Here is a 17,820-nt window from a genome sequence, read left to right as displayed (position 1 = left end):
TTTTCTGGGGGTAAATGCCCTGTCACGAGTTGACAGCTCTGGTGTGAAGCCCTATACAGCGGACCTCGAATTTTATCGGATTACCTTATTTAGAACGGAGTAAGTGCAGTGAAGCGCACCTACCAGCCAAGCAAACTCGTACGGAAACGCCGCCACGGCTTCCGTTCCCGCAGCGCGACCGTCGGTGGCCGCCGTGTGCTGACCGCACGCCGCGCCAAGGGCCGCAAGCGTCTGTCGGCCTAATGTCGTGACCGTTTCGGTGGAACGCCTTAAAAAGCGGGCGGAGTTTCTCCGTGTTGCGGGCACCCGCCGGAAATGGGTTACACAGGGATTGATCCTGCAGGGCGCACCGCGGCCGGGGATCAAACCGGACACAGAATACGCCGGTGAAGACCGACTCGTACGAGTCGGGTTTACCGTCACCAAAAAGGTGGGAAAGGCCGTCGTCCGCAATCGCGTTCGGCGGCGTTTGCGTGCTGTGGCAGAGCAATTGATGAGCGAACACGCATTGCCCGGTTGGGATTATGTTGTGATCGGTCGTGCGCAGACCATTGATCGGCCGTTTGACAAGCTGATTGATGATATGCGTTTTGCCCTGCGTCGGGTTCCTGATGCCAAGCCGTCTGCGCCTGATGCGCGTCGTCCGAAAAAAGGACGCGCCAACAGCAAGTCAGCCGGTTCGACGAAGGCAGGAGGCCCGGGAAAATGACATTCATGCGTGCTCCCGGTTTTTTTGCCCGTCTTCTTCAAGTCGCAGTTCGCGGCTATCAGCTGTTTTTGTCGCCATATATCGGGTGGTCGTGCCGTTATCAGCCGACCTGTTCGGCTTTTATGCTCGAAGCATTGGCCCGTCATGGTGCATTAAAAGGCGGCTGGATGGGATTTAAACGGATAATGCGTTGCCATCCATGGGGTGGTCATGGTTATGATCCCGTGCCCGGATGTGGCTGTGAACAGAACAAAGCGTCGTCGGATGGTGAAAACCGGTCCCCGGCGCTTTCGTCATGTAAATAGAATATGCGGTCGGCACCTGCTGGCTGAAAAAAGCGGAAAGAGGCGATGAACGAACAACGTAACCTGTGGGTAGCAATTGCATCAGCAGTTGTGATTCTTATCGGGTGGCAATTCTTCTTTGCGCCCGAGCCTGGTCCTCAGGTTCGTGAAGCGCAGGTTCGCGAACAGCTTAATGCGGACGGAACCAACGCGCCGCAGGTATCCGGTCCGGCCGTACCGGGTGGTCAACCCACTGTTCCGGCTGTTAAGCGCGAAGACGCGCTGGCCAAATCGCCACGAATCAAGATTGATACCCCGCGCGTCGAAGGTTCGATTCGTCTTGTTGGTGGTGTGATCGATGACATTCAGCTTCAGGATTACCGCGAGACCGAAGAACCTGACAGCCCGCTGATCCACGTTCTGAACCCGACCGGCAGCAACGATGCCTATTTTGCAGAGTTCGGCTGGGTCGGTGCGAAAAGCGGTATGGCGCTGCCAAGCAGCGACACCCAGTGGACTGCTGATAAAGAATTGCTGACACCAGACAGCCCGGTCACCCTGACCTGGGACAACGGTGAAGGCCTGACCTTCAAACGTGAAATCGCGATTGACGAGAACTATCTGTTCACCGTCAACCAGTCGGTGGTCAACAATACCGGCGGCGATGTCGTTCTGTATCCGTATGGTCTGATTTCGCGCAAGAACAAGCCGCAGACTGCCGGGTTCTATATCCTGCACGAAGGTCCGCTTGGCGTGATCGACGGTACGCTCACCGAGATCGATTATGACGATCTGGCGGATGACGGTGCGATCGAACAGAAAACCACCGGTGGCTGGCTTGGCATTACCGACAAATATTGGCTGGTTGCACTGGCACCTTCCTCGGACGAGGAAATGACCACGCGCTTTAGCCACCATGTTGCGGAAAACGCCGACAAGTATCAGACCGATTACCTTGGTGCCCCGCGCACGATTGCGGCCGGCAGCGAAGGTGCTGCTGAGACGCGCCTGTTTGCCGGTGCCAAGGAAGTGACCCTGCTTGATACCTATGCCGAGGATTACGGGATCACCAACTTCGATCTCGCGATTGACTTTGGCTGGTTCTACTTCCTGACCAAGCCGTTCTTCCTGTTCCTGCAGTATCTCTATCATCTGGTTGGCAACTTTGGCGTCTCGATCCTGATCATCACGGTCATCATCAAGGCGATCATGTTCCCGCTGGCCAACAAGTCGTACAAATCAATGAGTGCGATGAAAAAGCTGCAGCCGCAAATCACCGAGATGCGCGAGAAGTTCAAGGACGATCGCCAGCGTCAGCAGCAGGAAATGATGGCGCTTTACAAGCGTGAGAAGATCAACCCGGCTTCGGGCTGTCTGCCGATCATTGTGCAGATCCCGGTCTTCTTTGCGCTGTATAAGGTTCTGTTTGTCAGCATCGAAATGCGCCATGCGCCATTCTTTGGCTGGATTCAGGATTTGTCGGCGCCCGATCCGACCTCGCTGTTTAACCTGTTTGGTTTGATCCCGTGGGATCCGCCGCAGATGCTGATGATTGGTGTCTGGCCGTTGATCATGGGTGTTACCATGTATCTGCAGCAGAAACTGAACCCGGCGCCGGCTGATCCGACCCAGGCGAAGATCATGATGTTCCTGCCGTTCATCTTTACCTTCATGCTGGCAAGCTTCCCGGCAGGTCTGGTGATTTACTGGGCGTGGAACAACCTGCTGTCCATCGCACAGCAGCGCTACATCATGTACAAGATGGGGATTTAATCCCCATCTACCCTTCACGGGTTGACCTTCCCTTCGGGGAGAATCCCCGACAGATCGGGGAAGGAAAGACGATGACACAAGAAAACCTGCGGTCGGCAATTGCAATACCGACGCATGAAGACTCAGTGATCGAAGCCGGGCGGAAGCTTTTTAGCCGCCCGGTTAACTTCGTTCTTGGCGTCGCACAGCTCGAACAACTGCCGCCGGAAGACAAAACAGAAATCTGTTTTGCCGGGCGTTCAAACGTTGGCAAGTCCAGCCTGATCAACGCGATCACCGGCCGTAAGGACATTGCGCGCACGTCAAACACGCCGGGCCGGACCCAGCAGTTGAACTATTTCGATCTTGATGGTGCGTGCTATATCGTGGACTTGCCGGGCTATGGCTTTGCCCAGGCACCCAAGGATATCGTGGATACTTGGCATGCTTTGATCAAACAGTACCTGCGTGGGCGTGTGACGCTGCGCCGTGTGTTTGTTTTGATTGATTCTAGACATGGCTTCAAGAAGGCTGATCTGGATATGATGAAGCTGCTTGATGAAGCTGCCGTGCCTTATCAGGTTGTACTGACCAAGGCAGACAAGTTAAAAAAGGGACAGCTTGAAAAACGCATCAAGGAAGTGGTCGACGGGTTGATCAAACACCCGGCAGCCCTGCCGCAGATTTTTGCGACTTCAAGCGAGAAGAATACCGGCCTTGCCGAATTGCGGGCAGAAATATCCACCCTGCTTTGATCCCGGCAGGCACATAAAGCGACAATATGGGGAAGTGACATGAACGACCAAACCCGTTCTGAAGAAGACCAGTCGGAAGCCAGCGCATATCGCATGCTGGCACGTGCCCAGGTGCTTTCCGAGGCTCTTCCCTTTATGCGCCGCTTTAACGGGCAGAAAATAGTCGTCAAATATGGCGGGCATGCCATGGGTGATCCGGAACTGGCACGTTTGTTTGCCCAGGACATGGTGTTGCTCAAACAGGTCGGCATGAACCCGATTGTTGTGCATGGCGGCGGACCGCAGATCGGTCAGATGCTCAAGCAGCTTAATATCCAGTCGGAATTCGTTGATGGCCTGCGTGTCACCGATCAGCAGACTATCGATGTTGTCGAAATGGTTCTGGCCGGCAAGATCAACAAGGAAATCGTATCAAACATCAATGCCGCAGGCGGCGTTGGTGTTGGTCTGTGCGGCAAGGATGCCAACCTGATTACCGCGCGCAAACTGACGCGGACCAAACGTGATCCCGAAAGCAATATCGAGAAGGTCCTTGATCTTGGCTTTGTCGGCGAACCGGTGAAGGTTGATCCGCACGTTCTTGATTGCTTTATCGATACCGACATTATTCCGGTGATCTCGCCAATCGGCGTCGGTGAAGACGGTCAGACCTATAATATCAACGCCGATACAGCTGCCGGTGCGATTGCAAAGGCCGTTGGTGCCAGCCGTCTTTACATGCTGACCGACGTAAAAGGGATCCTTGATCAGAACAAGAACCTTGTACGGGACGCCGACACCGCCCACATCAATGCAATGATTGCGGATGGCACCATTCAGGGCGGAATGATTCCCAAAACCGAAACCTGCATGGATGCCGTTGAAAACGGGGTCGAAGCCGCCGTGATCGTTGATGGTCGCGCACCACATGCAGTTCTGCTGGAACTGTTCACCGAACGCGGTGCAGGCACAATGATCAGAGGTAACTAAAGGTCGATATTAAACCACCACTTTAGGTTAGTTTATTTCGACCTATATCTGGCTCCGAAGGGCAATTTGGAGTATGTTGAGGCAAATCGGTATGCATTAAGCGCATAACGCATTGTCTTTGCGAATGAAAACAAGCCCGGAGCACCCGTTGTGACCACAGCGGAAAAACAGATTTCCCGTCATTGGGACTTTGCGGATGCGACCCTTAAGGCGTTGCGCGAGCGTGGCCTGCGCCCGACACCCGAACTGTATCATGTTTGGTTTGTCTATTTTGCCGAGGAAAACCCCGAAATCCTGCGCGTCATCGACGCTGTGCAGGCCAGCGGGGAACCCTTGGCCGAAGACACGCTTCTTCAGTTGTATTACCGCTATATCTTTGACCGTCAGGCCGCAGACTTCCTGCAGCGCGGGATGGAAGACTTTTCCGAGCTTGTTGAAAGCAGCGATGAATGTCTGACAACCGCGCGAAGTGGTTTTCAGGATTATGGTGCGCTGCTGACACGATCTCTTGAGACGCTCAAGGATCATCAGCAGGTCAGCCCGGTTCTGAGCGAGATCATCGAAAAGACCGACGAGATGCAACACACGGTCGAAGGCCTGCATCAGCGGCTTGATCAGTATCTTGGCAAGGTCGAACGGCTGCAACGCGAACTCGAAGAAACCCGCGAACGATCCTATACTGACGGCCTGACGCGTGTTTCCAACCGGATGTATTTTGAAGAACAGCTCAACCTGCTTGTTGCAGAGCACGACTCGTCAAAACACCCCGAGCCATTCTGTGTGATGATTGTCGACCTTGACCAGTTCAAGGCGATCAATGACCGGTTTGGCCACCGCATCGGCGACGAAATCCTTGTCCTGATTGCGTCCATGTTGAAGGCCAATATCAAGGGGCGCGATGTTGTCGCGCGCTATGGCGGTGACGAATTTGCCATTCTGCTGCCGCAGACGCCGCTGGTCGATGCCATGTCACTGGCAGACGATATGAGCAAACGCATTGCCGAACGTGAAATCAAGGCAAAGCAATCGGGTGTCTCGTTTGGTCAGATGACCATATCGATTGGTGTTGCGGAATATGTCACCAAGGAAGGCGGTGCGAAACTGATCGACCGTGCCGACGGCGCGCTTTACCGGGCCAAGAAAGAAGGCCGCAACCGCAATTTCGCGGCGTAAGCAGCCTTTTCCAACCTTTGATATCAGTGACAGACGATGATTTGCGCGCCCGATGCATGCGTGCCATGAGGGCCGCGGACTTGCATTGAAGCGTTCAAAAGCGTATGTAACCAGCGCCCGGCAAGGATCAGTGTCCTTGCCGGGCGTTCCGCACTTGCAGCATCCTTTTTGAATTGCGCTGGCGGAATAATTCCCAAAACCGAACTTTGGATCGCAGAAGTCCGAGCATGAAAGAGCCGCGCGTCGTCACATTTGGTTGTCGCCTTAACACCTATGAATCCGAGGTGATGCGCGACCATGCCAAAAATGCCGGACTTGATGATGCCATCATCATCAATACCTGTGCCGTCACGACCGAGGCGGAACGTCAGGCACGTCAAAGCATCCGCCGTTTGCGCCGCGAAAACCCGGACGCCAAGATTTTCGTTACCGGCTGTGCTGTTCAGGTCAATCCCGACAAGTTCGCCAATATGGGTGAGATTGATCGCATCTTTGGCAATGACGCCAAGATGAAGGCCGAAACCTTCATGATGCCCGAACATGAACGCGTCGTGGTCAATGACATCATGTCGGTCGAAGAAACCGCAAGCCATCTCGTGTCGGGCTTTGAGGGGCGCGCGCGCGCCTTTGTACAGGTCCAGAATGGCTGTGACCATCGCTGCACGTTCTGCATCATTCCTTATGGCCGCGGTAATTCACGCAGTGTGCCGATGGGAGAAATCGTTACCCAGGTCCGTGAACTGGTCGCCAATGGTTATGGCGAAGTGGTTCTGACCGGGGTCGATATCACATCCTATGGCCATGATTTGCCTGGCAAGCCGACACTGGGCCAGATGTCGCGCCGGTTGCTGGCACAGGTTCCGGAATTGCCGCGTTTGCGCATTTCATCAATTGACCCGGTCGAAGTGGACGAAGACCTGTTTCGTCTGATCGAAACCGAGCCCCGCCTGATGCCGCATATGCATATCAGTTTGCAGGCGGGGGACGACATGGTGCTTAAGCGCATGAAGCGCCGCCATCTGCGTCAGGACGTTGTCGATTTCTGTAAAAAGGTCCGGGATCTGCGGCCGGATGTGACGTTCGGGGCGGATATCATTGCCGGTTTCCCAACCGAAACCGATGAAATGGCGGAAAACACCCTGCGTCTGGTTGATGAATGCGGTCTGATTTATCTGCATGTCTTCCCGTATTCCTCGCGCCCGGGAACGCCGGCGGCCAAGATGCCGCAAGTGCCCAAGGACCTGCGCAAGGAACGGGCAAGTGCCCTTCGCGAAGCGGGCGAGATACAGCTGAAAAAGTTCCTGCAATCGCGCATCGGCATGACCGAGAATGTATTGGTTGAAAAGGAAAATACCGGCCATACGGAGCATTTTGCTCCCGTTCTGCTGGATCGCGTGATAGAAGCGGGCACGATAGCAAAGGCCAAAGTCACCGGCCTTGAAGATGGAAAACTGATAGCGGAGCTTGCGGGATGAGTGAAGAGGGGAAAAAAAGCTGGTTTAGCCGCCTGAAAGACGGGCTGAAACGGTCCTCCTCAAAACTGACCACCGGCATTTCCGATATCTTCACCAAGCGCCGTCTTGATGATGATGCGCTTGAAGAATTCGAAGACCTTCTGATCACATCCGACCTTGGCGTGACGACAGCCGCGAAATTGAGCGCGGAACTGTCCAAGACCCGGTTTGACAAGGAAGTCGATTCCGCCGAAATCCAGGAATTCATCGCCGAAGAAGTTGCCAAGATCCTTGAACCGGTCGCGCAGCCGCTGGTGATTGATGCCAGCAAGAAACCGCATGTGGTGTTGGTGGTTGGTGTGAACGGATCGGGTAAAACCACGACCATCGGCAAGCTTGCCAAGACATACAAGGATCAGGGCCTCAAGGTCATGATGGCCGCGGGCGATACGTTCCGTGCAGCCGCGGTCGAGCAACTTAAAGTCTGGGGTGAACGCACCGATTGCCCGGTGATTGCACGTGACACGGGGGCCGATGCCGCTGGCCTTGCCTTTGACGCGATCGAGCAGGCCCAGCGAGAAGGTTATGACCTGTTGCTGATTGATACGGCCGGTCGTTTGCAAAACAAGGCCCACCTGATGGACGAGCTTAAGAAGATCGTCCGGGTGATCAAAAAGCGCGATGAAACGGCACCGCATGACACGCTTCTTGTGCTGGATGCCACCACGGGCCAGAACGCGCATTCACAGGTCGAGACCTTTGGTCAGGCAACCAATGTGTCGGGTCTTATCGTCACCAAGCTTGATGGTACCGCAAAAGGTGGTGTGGTGGTCGCACTGGCCGAAAAATTCGGCAAGCCCGTGCATGCGATTGGTGTGGGTGAGTCCGCCGAAGATCTGCGCCCGTTCGAGGCCAAATCCTTTGCCAGAAGTCTTGCCGGTCTGGAAGACTAACCAAGAGATACAAAATAAAGCCCAAAAAAAGACCGCCATTTGGCGGTCTTTTTTGTATCTCAGAGGTCCTTGGCGATACGATCCAGCGTTTTGGAAAAATCGACCATTTCCGTTGCCAGCCCGTCTAGGGCCTTTGAGACCTCAGTCGGCTGGTTGTCCAGCGTGATGGCGTGTATTTCCGTTGTCAGGGTGTCCGCACGTGCTTTCAGGCCATTGGCAAGGCGGGTATCGGCATTGCCCAGCAACCAGCCCATAACCTTGTCGCGGAGTTCTTCAAGGTTCTGAAGATCCGGGTCGGGGGAGGCGGCATTGATCCCGAAGGGACGCACGCCCAATTCAAGCTGGCGGGCATGGCTGCGCAAATGGCCTGCCGCGTCATGGCAAAGCGATTTGAGCGCGCTGTTCTGAGCGACAGGGTAAATCGCCTCAAGACGTACGGCGAAATCAATCGTGTCGCGCATGACGTCATTAATCTCGTTCTGCTGGGGCAAGGTTTTGGTTTTTGCCTCCCCGTCATTGATAACCTCGTCGACGAAACTGTTGGGGGCAAAGACCGGCAGAACTGCCGCACGGATGGCAAATTTGGCCGGAAGTTTGCCGATGATTTCGCCGTCGGCCAGAATGGGCGCACCGTCTTCGCCATCGACCTTGATCGTGTCGCACTGAATTGACGTCGCATAGCTGCTGTCATCGACAGAGCCAAACAACAGCTCGGCTGCGATATCAAGGCCGCTGAGCGTGTCGACACTGTCGCGAATGGCAAACATGTGCAAAAGACCGTCTTCCGGGCTTTTGGTTTCGCTCGGGCGCAGGCCACCGCCGAAATATCGGCCATTGGTGATGGTGACCTGGCGCAGCTTCATGGCTTGCGGGTCGTCTTCGCCGCACGTTATGGTCAGATCAAGCGGATCCATTTCATGCCAGCTTTGCCAGTTGGCAACCGCATAGCTGATGGCCCCCAAGGTCCGCTTAAGGTCGGGATTGATGCGTTTGCGCGCATCGGCCGGCACGCCAATGCTGGCCGCATTGACAAAGCTTTTGTCATTCACACTGCCGATATCAAGCATTCTGATCTGACCGTGGATGGATGCGCGCGCCGCGTCAATCAGATCGTCAGGCAATGTCAGGGTGCGGGCAAAATCGTTTGCCGTGCCAAGCGGCACCGGGATGAGAACGACCTTTTGCGAAATCACGGTATCAAGGACAGCATTAATGGTTCCATCACCACCGCCGACCGCGACGATATCGCCCGGTGCACAGGTGGTGCTGATCTGTTCCTTGATGACGTCAGGGTTATCGCACAGCGTCAACTCGGTCTTGTAACCGGCATCTTCGAACACATTGCGCAGCGGCTGTGCGCCGTTATCACGCCACTCGTCGGGGAGTTTCGACTTCGTCAGCAGCAAGTGGACCTTGCCAGTCAGATCAGAGCTTTTCATCATGCTGTACCGTTGTTTTGGGGGCACAAAAAAGAACCGGCACCCGAAGGCGCCGGTTCATCATATCATATTGGCATGATTACGAGATCGTTGCACGCAGCATCCATGCTGCTTCTTCGTGAACACCGATCCGCTCGGTCAGCATGTCGGCGGTTTTCACATCATCAACGTCCTCGGCGGCAGCCACCCCGTCCCGCAGCAGGCGGGCCATTTTTTCGTGATCCTCGACCAGTTCCTTCACCATGTCTTCGGTCGAAAGAAGTTTGGTCTGATCCTTGATGGACGAGTTTTCCATCATCTCGCTGAGACCCGTTGGCGCCGTAAAGCCGATGGCGCGGATGCGTTCCGCCATATCGTCAATGGCGGTATTGAGGTCCTCGTAATGCTCCTCGGTCATGTTGTGGAGCGAATAGAAAGCCGGACCCACAACATTCCAGTGAACACCACGAACTTTGGCATACAGTACATGCGACGAGCCAACGATCTTGGTCAGCATCTTCGCCAGTTCGCGACGATCCTTGCGGTCCACGCCAGTCTCGACGGGAACTTCCTTCGCAACGGTCTGCATACTGCTATGTGCCATAACTAAAACTCCTTTTGTTTACAGCGTGCCCGTGAAATCGGATTGCGCATTCTTTATTGCGCTGTACCCCGTTTCGTTTTGTGGGCGCTTGCAGATGAAACGTGCATTCCGCCAGAAGGTTCCAGAAAATAAAATCAACACAATTGGAACATTCTTTCGCACCATCCGTTGTGAATGGTAAGCAGCGTGCAAGTAATTGTGCTGTGTTTGTTTAATAAGGAGGTTGTGATGTTGAACAAGAATATGCTGATGATCGGTACTGTACTTATGTCTGTTTCTGTAATGGCGCCGGCTTATGCCGGGTCTGACAGCTCGGACACCATGGCGACCGACGATGCAGTGAAGTCCGACGCCAATGAGTTGGGCAATGAAATTGCAGCCCAGTACGAAGAAGCCAAGGACTTTACGTTCGAGCAGAAAGAAGACTTCCTTGCCTGGGTTGATGCCAAATCCAAACAGCTTGGCGAACAGTACGACGAGGTTTCTGCCGAAGTTAAGGATGACAGCGAAGATGCTGTCGAAGAAATGGCTGAGGCCTGGGACAGCGCAAGCGATGAGCTGAGCGATGCCCTGGAAAACGCCAAGGATGCATCTGCGGAGACCTGGGAAGATGTGAAGGCCAACACTGTAAATGCGCTTGAAGATGCGCAGAAGGCCATCTCGGATACTCAGACCGCCGAATAAGACGTCACAACCTGAACTCGGCGGATGACGTCCGAGGTTAGCAGCCCGCCCGGCTTCGGGCGGGCTGCTTTTATTTTGGGGCAGGACCGCCAATAAGGATCAGAATATGCCGGGCGATAATCAAAAAACAGGACTGCGCATAAAAAACGGGTTGGCATATGCCAAGTCCCGCCTCGCCAAACTTGCAGAGGGACGCAAGGGACTTGGGGGGATATCTGTCGCGTCGTTTCTTGAAACGACGATCATCCCGATTCCGATCGAAGTTATCGTTGCCCCGATCATGGCGGCTTCACGGACACGCGGGTTTATTGTGGCATCCGTAACACTGGCGGGCAGTGTGCTGGGTGCCGTGGCCTTATATCTTTTGGCGTGGGTTTTGTTTGATGACCTTGCCCAGCCGCTTATTGATCTGGTCGGTGGGCAGCAGGAATTCGAAGATCTGGAAGACCGATTTGCCGAAGGCGGATTCTGGGTGGTCTTTGCAATCAGTATTACACCGGTTCCCATGCAGCTTGCAGCCCTGGCCGCAGGGGCGACATCCTATCCGATCTGGTTGTTTCTGATTGCGATCACGGCATCGCGTGCGATCCGATATTACGGATTGTGGTTGCTGGTTCTCGGATTTGGCGCAGGAATCGCCCGCATTTTCGAGGGACGCAAACCCGATTTACGGCAGGATACGAGCTGATTCAGGTCCGCAATACATGCCAAAACAAAAAGACCCGGTATTTTGCCGGGTCTTTTTTCACAAAAATCGAACTTTTTTATTCCGTCTCGATCCGGAAATCGGTGGTGCTTTTCCCCTCGGTATCGGGGTCATCGACGTCTTCTGATACCAAACCGCGGCGAATAAGTTCGCGGATTGCAGCAGCGCGTGTCGGCATCCGATGGTCAAAACGCCAGTCATCGATGAATTTCAGTTCTTCATCATCGAGCATGATCTGAAGCTTTTCTGTTCTTTTAGCCGTCGGCACGTGGGGTTTCCTATAAATTTCAGCGGTTCTGAAGACCGTCTGAAGCCGTTGAAAATCAAAGCGTTCAAGAATTTTGGAGTAAGTTACGTTACCGCTGTTTTCTCCATAATACAACCATCTTGCTGAACCGGCGTAACCGAAACCATAAACGTAAGTAACGTAAAGTAATTATGATGCGTTATTAAGGTATGCTGCGCATGTTGATTAATGAGAGTGAAGTAAGTCTGTTGGTGTATCTATGTATATTGGGTGATATACCTGTATTGCCTAAGTGAAACATACGATTTTACTTTAAATTTTATTTTCTTTTGTTAGGGTCAGGACATCCGAACAAGGAGGTTGTGATGTCTGAACAAGTGATGAACGAAATCGAAAATCATGTGCCTGCACTGCGCCGTCATGCATATCGTCTGACCGGCAGCAACGACATGGCTCAGGATCTGGTCCAGGACACGCTGTTGAAAGCCATCAGCAAAAAGGACCAGTTCGAAGAAGGCACCAGCCTCAAGGCTTGGTTGCACCGTATTCTGTTCAACACGTTCATTTCCGGAAAACGTCGTGAAAAAACGCGTGGCCCGCAGGTCGACTGGGACGATCTTGGCGACGTCTATGGTCATGGCAGCAATCAGATGGCGCGTTTGCAGCTTCGTGATGCTGACCGTGTGCTTGAAGATTTGCCAGCCCAGGAGCGCGAGGCGATCATGCTGACCGCTGTTGATGATGTGTCTTATCAGGATGCCGCAGATCAGATGTGTGTCGAGATCGGTACGGTCAAATCCCGTGTTGGTCGTGCACGCCGCAAGCTGCGCGCCTCGGTTGGTCGAATCGAAGCCCGTGAACACGCATCACGTTATGTCTCGGAGGCCGCATGATATGAGCCTGGTTCTTGCGATATATGGCAAAGATCACATTCTTGGCTATGTGCGCGGGACGCTTGAAGACGACGAAGAAAAACAGGACATCGAAAGTCTGGTCGAGAGTGACCCGCGCGCTGCCAAGATTGTTAACAAGCTTGAAGTCACCGAAGTTGGTGACCGGTGGGCAACCGACAATTCTGCGCGAAGACGGCTCGAAAAATTACAGCGCATCGCCGAGGAGGCAGATGTCCTCGCATAGCGCGAAACCGCAAAATGCCGCTTGTAATCAAATAGAATTGACATAAATGACCATTGGTCATATAAATACAGTACATCAGGGTTGATCGTCTTTTCCCTCAACGTCTAAGGCCCTTCCCTGAAATTGCCGAAACCGTCCCCCGGTTTCGGCATTTTTTTTTGCCCTGTTTTCAAAATACCGGTGGTGTCACGCCGTCTGCTTTGCGTGCAAACCTTGCGGGTTATGACGGTCTCCTCAAAACTGTCATTTGGAATTTTTGAAAATAGACCCGACATATATTTCATAAGTTTCTGAAAATGCCGGGAAAGGTCCGAATTATAAACTTTGCGATATCCACAAATCAGCGGTTTTAACGTCTGGATTGAAAGTGATGGCAAAGTTTTCGGTTGTCAGAAGCCGGGCGAGCGGTGATAAATCTCTCGCTCCAAGGGGTTTTGTCATTGATCCGTCGCTGTTTTATGCTTTGTGATCTGGCAAAAGACCCAAACAACAATAACAAAAAGGAGCAACCAATATGGTTTCAGAAGTCCATGGATCGGTACGCGATCTGTTTGAATTCACGGACGCCGACCGGGCACTTGCGCGCATCAAGGATATTTATGCGACCGGTGCCAATGCCGTCCAAGAGGCCTTTAATCGTTTCGGTCAAGGTCAACAATCTTCCCCGGTACGTGCCTATTATCCGTATCTCGGCATCGAAGTGCCGCCGGAAAAGCTGCATGTCGAAAGCACCCTGTCATTTGGCGCACCGCGCGATCCTGGTGTTTATGGCACGACCCTGACCCGGCCCGACCTGTTTGAAGAATATTACCGCGAGCAGATCGAACTTCTGCTCAAAAACCATGACGTTCCGGTTGTGGTGGGGGTGTCGGATCGTCCGATCCCGGTGCCGTTTCTGGTTGAAACGGCGACGGACAGCATCGGCCCGAACGACATTCGCCCGATGCAGCTGATTTTTGATATGCCCGATCTGGCGCGGACCGATGATGACATCGCCAACGGCGTTCATTACGGTGCGAACGCGACCCCGGGGCCAAAGCCATTGTCGCTGTTTTCCGGTGAACGTGTGGACTATTCGCTGGCACGGCTGCGCCACTACACGGCAACTGCCCCCGAACATTTCCAGAAGTTCGTTCTGTTCACCAACTATCAGCGCTATGTCGATGAATTCATCGAATTCGCCAAGGCACAGCTTGATGACCCGAAAAGCCCCTATGTCGCGTTTGTCGAGCCGGGGCCGAAAGTCAGCGTGCGCAAAAACGCGCCCAAGGGCTGGGTTGAAAGCGGTGAGGCGGTCAAGCAACTGCCACAGATGCCGTCTTATCACTTGGTTCGCGAAGATGGTCTTGGGGTTACGCTGGTCAATATCGGTGTGGGGCCGTCGAACGCCAAAACGGCTACCGATCATATCGCCGTTCTGCGGCCGCATTGCTGGTTGATGCTGGGCCACTGTGCCGGATTGCGGCGTAGCCAGCTGCTTGGTGACTATGTTTTGGCACACGGTTATGTCCGTGACGATCATGTGCTTGATTCCGACCTGCCGCTGTGGATTCCGGTACCGCCAATTGCCGAGGTGCAGGTCGCCCTGGCAGATTCGGTCACCAAAATCACCGGTCTTAAGGGCCGTGAAATGAAGGCCCGCATGCGCACCGGGACGGTGGCGACCACCGATAACCGGAACTGGGAATTGCGTTACAGCGAGTTGTTTGTGCGCCTGAACCAGTCACGGGCCATCGCGGTGGATATGGAAAGTGCCACCATTGCTGCCAACGGTTTCCGGTTCCGGGTACCGTATGGCACGCTTTTGTGTGTGTCCGATAAACCGGTCCACGGCGAATTGAAGCTGCCCGGTATGGCGAATAATTTCTATCGCCAGCGTATTGGTCAGCATTTGCAGGTGGGGCTTGATACGATTGATACGCTCCGTCAGGACGTCAATCAGCTCCATTCCCGCAAATTGCGTTCCCTGGACGAGCCAGCCTTCCGCTAAGTCGTGAATGATCAAACCAAAACCCCGCCTGAGGCAGATCGCCACAGGCGGGGTTTTGTTATGGAATTGTGACGAATGGCTGTGGTCCCGATTTTGGCTTTGCTGCCTTTGTGCGATTGCGTATGGTCAGGCAAAATCAGGGGTAGGGCAGGACAATCAAATGCCAAACGCAACGCCACAAAACAAAACCATAAAAAGTGCCAAGGATAACCCAGCACCTACATTGCCTATTGGCGGTGTTGGTCTTTGGCAAATCTTCCTGATCTTTCTGCGTCTTGGCTTGACCAGTTTTGGCGGTCCGGTTGCGCATATCGGCTATTTCCGTGAAGAGTTTGTCGCGCGCCGCAAATGGCTGAGTGATGCGCGCTATGCCGATCTGGTGGCACTTTGTCAGTTCGTGCCGGGGCCTGCCAGTTCGCAGGTCGGTATGGGCATTGGCATGGCGCTTGGTGGTTTGCGTGGATCACTTGTCGCCTGGCTTGGATTTACCATGCCATCCGCGATTGTGTTGGCCGCCCTTGGCATGGCGTTTGTCGGGTTTGATCTTGGCACGGTCGAGGGGATCATTCGCGGCCTTAAACTGGTCGCGGTCGGGGTTGTCCTTCATGCACTGCTTGGCATGGCGCGTAGCCTGTGTCCGGATGTTCCGCGTGCCATTCTTGCCGTCTTGGCCGCGGCTATCATGATCGCCAGTGAAGCGGTGATGGCCCAGTTTGGCGTCATCCTTGGCGGGATGCTGGCGGGCTTTTTGCTGCTTCGGGACAAGGTGGGCGCGGATGCTGATCCCGGCCCTGTGCGGCGCTCGGCCAAGGGGGCTGTTGCAGCCCTTTGCGCATTCTTTGTTCTGCTTGTGCTGCTGCCCATTCTGGCAAAGCTTGATCCCACCGGCCTTTTTGCCGTGATTGACGGCTTTTATCGCAGTGGTGCCCTGGTGTTTGGCGGCGGGCATGTGGTTTTGCCCCTTTTGCAAAATGCTGTGGTTACACCGGGCTGGGTTGATGCCGAGACTTTCCTTGCAGGCTACGGCGCAACCCAGGCAGTACCCGGTCCGATCTTTACCTTTGCCGCCTATTTGGGGGCGGCCCTGCATACCGGGTCTGGTGGTACGGGGCTTTGGGTCAGCGCTATCACATCCCTTGTGACATTGATCGCGATTTTCCTGCCAGCATGGTTATTGGTGGTCGGCCTTTTGCCGTTCTGGGACCGTGTACGGCATATCCCGTCCATGCGGGCCGGATTGATGGGGGTGAATGCCGCCGTGGTCGGCCTTCTGGCGGCGGTGTTGTATGATCCGATCTGGACCGGGGCCAATCTTGATATCTTTGATATCGGTTGCGTGGTTCTGGTTTTCGCAATCCTGCAATGGCGAATTGTCCCGGTCTGGGCTGTTGTCGGGGCGGGGGCTGTGGTCGGTTATCTGACAGGTCTTTTGTGATTTCACCAACTAGCGGAATCAGCCGTCATTTGCCCCGGTCGTTGTCGCATCCGATCCGATCGGCGCATCCGCCGGGGTATCTGAAGTCGCCGGGAAAATGGTACTCAGATCGGCAATGAACTGACGCAGCTTGAAGGCGCCGGAATTGCGGGTGACGCCGAAACGCGCCACCACGAGGTCTCTGGACGGAATGACGGTAAGCGACTGGCCATCATGACCAAGCGCGAAATAGGCGTCTTCGGGGATCTGCGGCACGTCATTACGGGGTGTGCCATCCTCGTTCCGGCTGCCGGGCAGATCAATCCACCAATGTGCGCCATAAAGGCCATACGGGTCTTCTGCGGCGGGGCTGGTGGAATATCCGACCCATCCTTCGGGCAGCAGGCGCTCGCCCTCCCACACGCCGTCTTGCAGGAACAACTGACCGATCTTGGCCCAGTCGCGTGCGGATGCATGCATGAAGCTTGAGGCGATAAAATAGCCTTCCGGGTCGGTTTCGATCACCGCACTGCTCATACCAAGCGGACGGAACAGAAGCTCTGTCGGTCGGCTGAGATAGGTTGAGCGTGACCCGCTCAGATTACGGATGGCTGCGGACAGGATGTTGCTTGCCCCGGAATTATAGGCGAAATCACTGCCCGGCGTGTTTTCCAGCGGCATTGATACCGCGTAGCCCGCCGCCGCAGGTTCGATAAACAGCATCTGCACCACATCGGATAGCGGATTGGCATAGCTTTCATCGAACTCAAGCCCGCTTCGCATGCGAAGCAGGTCATCGTAATTGATGGTTGCACGCGGGTCGTTTGGCTCTGCCTGCCATTCGTTGATCAGGACCGGGTCCTGAATGTCGGGCATCATGCCTTCGAACTGCATGCGGCCGAGGATGACGTTGAAAACGCTTTTGGTCATCGACCAGCCGGGTAACGGCGTGTCGGCTGTTATGCCTTCGGCATAGCGTTCCGCGACTACCTTGCCGTTATGCAAGATCACGACCGCACGTGTCCGTCGTTCCGGATGCAGGCCCGGCTCATCCATGACGTCAAACAGGAGATTGTTAAGCGCCCGGCGGTCAACATTGGCGGGTGGCGGTGTCGTCAGAAGCGGCCGCGGTGTGACCGGTCTCATTACCGGGGTCGAATTGCGCAATTGGGCGACATGATCCAGATCATCAGCCAGCGTGCAGCCAAGGTTGGGGCGATAAACGGCAAACCGTTTGCGGAACCCGAAGGCGTGCGCGCTGACAGTCTGGTTACGCAGATCCACATTGGTGGTGATCAGGGATAAAAGGGGATTGTTATCGGCAAGAACATCAACATCGCGCGCCCGTGTCGATGTCAGGCCATCGACAAAAATGGCGGAGCACATGATTTTGGCGCTGTACGCGGCCCCCACCGGGGCCAGCCAGATGAAGAAGACAGCAAGAACGGAAATGCCGATCAATACCAGTCCGATAAAGATGGCTTTGATCAACTGCATTCCACTTCCCTGAATCTTTTTGATTTGTGTGGGAGGGAAGGGTCGCCTGCTTCGCCGGATAGGTCAAGCCATCG

At 54.6% G+C, this 17,820-nt stretch carries 19 protein-coding genes; 15 read left to right on the top strand and 4 right to left on the bottom strand.

What is annotated here, in order from left to right; translation table 11 throughout:
- The first annotated feature begins 108 nt into the window (after nucleotides 1–108).
- From rpmH to ftsY, 9 genes are all read left to right on the top strand, one after another.
- Nucleotides 109–243: a 50S ribosomal protein L34 gene (gene rpmH / locus DY252_RS18275; RefSeq protein ID WP_007091264.1), complete on the top strand. Its 135-nt coding sequence runs from the start codon at nucleotides 109–111 to the stop codon at nucleotides 241–243.
- Between the two features lie 4 nt (nucleotides 244–247).
- On the top strand, nucleotides 248–709 hold the full coding sequence (gene rnpA, locus DY252_RS18270; RefSeq protein ID WP_063087288.1) for a ribonuclease P protein component: 462 nt from the start codon (nucleotides 248–250) through the stop codon (nucleotides 707–709).
- Nucleotides 706–1,014 carry a membrane protein insertion efficiency factor YidD gene (gene yidD / locus DY252_RS18265; RefSeq protein ID WP_008891489.1) on the top strand — a complete coding sequence of 103 codons (309 nt, stop codon included), beginning with the start codon at nucleotides 706–708 and terminating at the stop codon, nucleotides 1,012–1,014. The genes rnpA and yidD overlap by 4 nt, the downstream gene beginning before the upstream one ends.
- Before the next feature lie 45 nt (nucleotides 1,015–1,059).
- Complete coding sequence (gene yidC, locus DY252_RS18260; protein WP_063087289.1) at nucleotides 1,060–2,766, top strand: membrane protein insertase YidC; 1,707 nt, start codon at nucleotides 1,060–1,062, stop codon at nucleotides 2,764–2,766.
- 71 nt (nucleotides 2,767–2,837) lie between these two features.
- Complete coding sequence (gene yihA / locus DY252_RS18255) at nucleotides 2,838–3,500, top strand: ribosome biogenesis GTP-binding protein YihA/YsxC (RefSeq protein WP_064788980.1); 663 nt, start codon at nucleotides 2,838–2,840, stop codon at nucleotides 3,498–3,500.
- Nucleotides 3,501–3,539: 39 nt separating this feature from the next.
- Nucleotides 3,540–4,469, top strand: coding sequence for an acetylglutamate kinase (gene argB, locus DY252_RS18250; protein ID WP_008891492.1), 930 nt, complete (start codon nucleotides 3,540–3,542; stop codon nucleotides 4,467–4,469).
- A 150-nt stretch (nucleotides 4,470–4,619) separates the two neighbouring features.
- Entirely contained in the window at nucleotides 4,620–5,642 is a 1,023-nt protein-coding gene (locus DY252_RS18245; protein ID WP_064788979.1) for a GGDEF domain-containing protein, read from the top strand.
- Nucleotides 5,643–5,869: 227 nt separating this feature from the next.
- Nucleotides 5,870–7,117: a tRNA (N(6)-L-threonylcarbamoyladenosine(37)-C(2))-methylthiotransferase MtaB gene (gene mtaB / locus DY252_RS18240; protein ID WP_064788978.1), complete on the top strand. Its 1,248-nt coding sequence runs from the start codon at nucleotides 5,870–5,872 to the stop codon at nucleotides 7,115–7,117.
- Nucleotides 7,114–8,049: a signal recognition particle-docking protein FtsY gene (gene ftsY / locus DY252_RS18235; protein WP_008891495.1), complete on the top strand. Its 936-nt coding sequence runs from the start codon at nucleotides 7,114–7,116 to the stop codon at nucleotides 8,047–8,049. Before mtaB ends, ftsY begins: the two co-directional genes overlap by 4 nt.
- 59 nt (nucleotides 8,050–8,108) lie before the next feature.
- Here the strand turns inward: ftsY and DY252_RS18230 are convergent, their stop codons facing one another.
- Nucleotides 8,109–9,491: a diacylglycerol/lipid kinase family protein gene (locus DY252_RS18230; protein ID WP_231959719.1), complete on the bottom strand. Its 1,383-nt coding sequence runs from the start codon at nucleotides 9,489–9,491 to the stop codon at nucleotides 8,109–8,111.
- A gap of 76 nt (nucleotides 9,492–9,567) precedes the next feature.
- Nucleotides 9,568–10,071 carry a Dps family protein gene (locus DY252_RS18225; RefSeq protein WP_064788977.1) on the bottom strand — a complete coding sequence of 168 codons (504 nt, stop codon included), beginning with the start codon at nucleotides 10,069–10,071 and terminating at the stop codon, nucleotides 9,568–9,570.
- A 228-nt stretch (nucleotides 10,072–10,299) separates the two neighbouring features.
- Here DY252_RS18225 and DY252_RS18220 point away from each other — a divergent pair, with 228 nt between their 5' ends.
- A complete protein-coding gene (locus tag DY252_RS18220; protein WP_064788976.1) occupies nucleotides 10,300–10,755 on the top strand; it encodes a hypothetical protein in 456 nt (151 codons plus the stop codon).
- A 106-nt stretch (nucleotides 10,756–10,861) separates the two neighbouring features.
- Nucleotides 10,862–11,443, top strand: a complete 582-nt coding sequence (locus DY252_RS18215) for a YqaA family protein (RefSeq protein WP_064788975.1) — start codon at nucleotides 10,862–10,864, stop codon at nucleotides 11,441–11,443.
- A gap of 76 nt (nucleotides 11,444–11,519) precedes the next feature.
- On the opposite strand, the gene DY252_RS18210 is transcribed toward DY252_RS18215, so the two are convergent.
- Nucleotides 11,520–11,729 carry a hypothetical protein gene (locus tag DY252_RS18210; RefSeq protein WP_064788974.1) on the bottom strand — a complete coding sequence of 70 codons (210 nt, stop codon included), beginning with the start codon at nucleotides 11,727–11,729 and terminating at the stop codon, nucleotides 11,520–11,522.
- A gap of 344 nt (nucleotides 11,730–12,073) precedes the next feature.
- Between DY252_RS18210 and DY252_RS18205 the strand changes: the two genes are divergently transcribed.
- The 4 genes from DY252_RS18205 (at nucleotide 12,074) to chrA (ending at nucleotide 16,270) form a co-directional block, all read left to right on the top strand.
- Entirely contained in the window at nucleotides 12,074–12,601 is a 528-nt protein-coding gene (locus DY252_RS18205) for an RNA polymerase sigma factor (protein ID WP_064782178.1), read from the top strand.
- A 1-nt stretch (nucleotide 12,602) separates the two neighbouring features.
- Nucleotides 12,603–12,845: a hypothetical protein gene (locus tag DY252_RS18200; protein ID WP_064782177.1), complete on the top strand. Its 243-nt coding sequence runs from the start codon at nucleotides 12,603–12,605 to the stop codon at nucleotides 12,843–12,845.
- A gap of 514 nt (nucleotides 12,846–13,359) precedes the next feature.
- On the top strand, nucleotides 13,360–14,835 hold the full coding sequence (locus DY252_RS18195) for an AMP nucleosidase (RefSeq protein ID WP_064788973.1): 1,476 nt from the start codon (nucleotides 13,360–13,362) through the stop codon (nucleotides 14,833–14,835).
- A gap of 160 nt (nucleotides 14,836–14,995) precedes the next feature.
- On the top strand, nucleotides 14,996–16,270 hold the full coding sequence (gene chrA, locus DY252_RS18190) for a chromate efflux transporter (RefSeq protein WP_425451870.1): 1,275 nt from the start codon (nucleotides 14,996–14,998) through the stop codon (nucleotides 16,268–16,270).
- Nucleotides 16,271–16,288: 18 nt separating this feature from the next.
- On the opposite strand, the gene DY252_RS18185 is transcribed toward chrA, so the two are convergent.
- Complete coding sequence (locus DY252_RS18185) at nucleotides 16,289–17,746, bottom strand: serine hydrolase domain-containing protein (protein ID WP_064788972.1); 1,458 nt, start codon at nucleotides 17,744–17,746, stop codon at nucleotides 16,289–16,291.
- Between the last annotated feature and the right edge of the window lie 74 nt (nucleotides 17,747–17,820).

Source organism: Thalassospira indica (genome assembly GCF_003403095.1).
Classification (GTDB): Bacteria; Pseudomonadota; Alphaproteobacteria; order Rhodospirillales; family Thalassospiraceae; genus Thalassospira; species Thalassospira indica.
The sequence above is the reverse complement of the archived record's forward strand: the minus strand, read 5'-3'. Positions and strand labels throughout refer to the sequence as shown.

Coding starts and splice junctions, on each gene's coding strand:
- DY252_RS18205 (WP_064782178.1), top strand. CDS start 12,074: ATGTCTGAACAAGTGATGAACGAAATCGAAAATCATGTGCCTGCACTG.
- DY252_RS18195 (WP_064788973.1), top strand. CDS start 13,360: ATGGTTTCAGAAGTCCATGGATCGGTACGCGATCTGTTTGAATTCACG.
- argB (WP_008891492.1), top strand. CDS start 3,540: ATGAACGACCAAACCCGTTCTGAAGAAGACCAGTCGGAAGCCAGCGCA.
- DY252_RS18225 (WP_064788977.1), bottom strand. CDS start 10,071: ATGGCACATAGCAGTATGCAGACCGTTGCGAAGGAAGTTCCCGTCGAG.
- yidC (WP_063087289.1), top strand. CDS start 1,060: ATGAACGAACAACGTAACCTGTGGGTAGCAATTGCATCAGCAGTTGTG.
- DY252_RS18200 (WP_064782177.1), top strand. CDS start 12,603: ATGAGCCTGGTTCTTGCGATATATGGCAAAGATCACATTCTTGGCTAT.
- mtaB (WP_064788978.1), top strand. CDS start 5,870: ATGAAAGAGCCGCGCGTCGTCACATTTGGTTGTCGCCTTAACACCTAT.
- DY252_RS18230 (WP_231959719.1), bottom strand. CDS start 9,491: ATGATGAAAAGCTCTGATCTGACTGGCAAGGTCCACTTGCTGCTGACG.
- DY252_RS18185 (WP_064788972.1), bottom strand. CDS start 17,746: ATGCAGTTGATCAAAGCCATCTTTATCGGACTGGTATTGATCGGCATT.
- yihA (WP_064788980.1), top strand. CDS start 2,838: ATGACACAAGAAAACCTGCGGTCGGCAATTGCAATACCGACGCATGAA.
- DY252_RS18220 (WP_064788976.1), top strand. CDS start 10,300: ATGTTGAACAAGAATATGCTGATGATCGGTACTGTACTTATGTCTGTT.
- ftsY (WP_008891495.1), top strand. CDS start 7,114: ATGAGTGAAGAGGGGAAAAAAAGCTGGTTTAGCCGCCTGAAAGACGGG.
- chrA (WP_425451870.1), top strand. CDS start 14,996: ATGCCAAACGCAACGCCACAAAACAAAACCATAAAAAGTGCCAAGGAT.
- yidD (WP_008891489.1), top strand. CDS start 706: ATGACATTCATGCGTGCTCCCGGTTTTTTTGCCCGTCTTCTTCAAGTC.
- DY252_RS18215 (WP_064788975.1), top strand. CDS start 10,862: ATGCCGGGCGATAATCAAAAAACAGGACTGCGCATAAAAAACGGGTTG.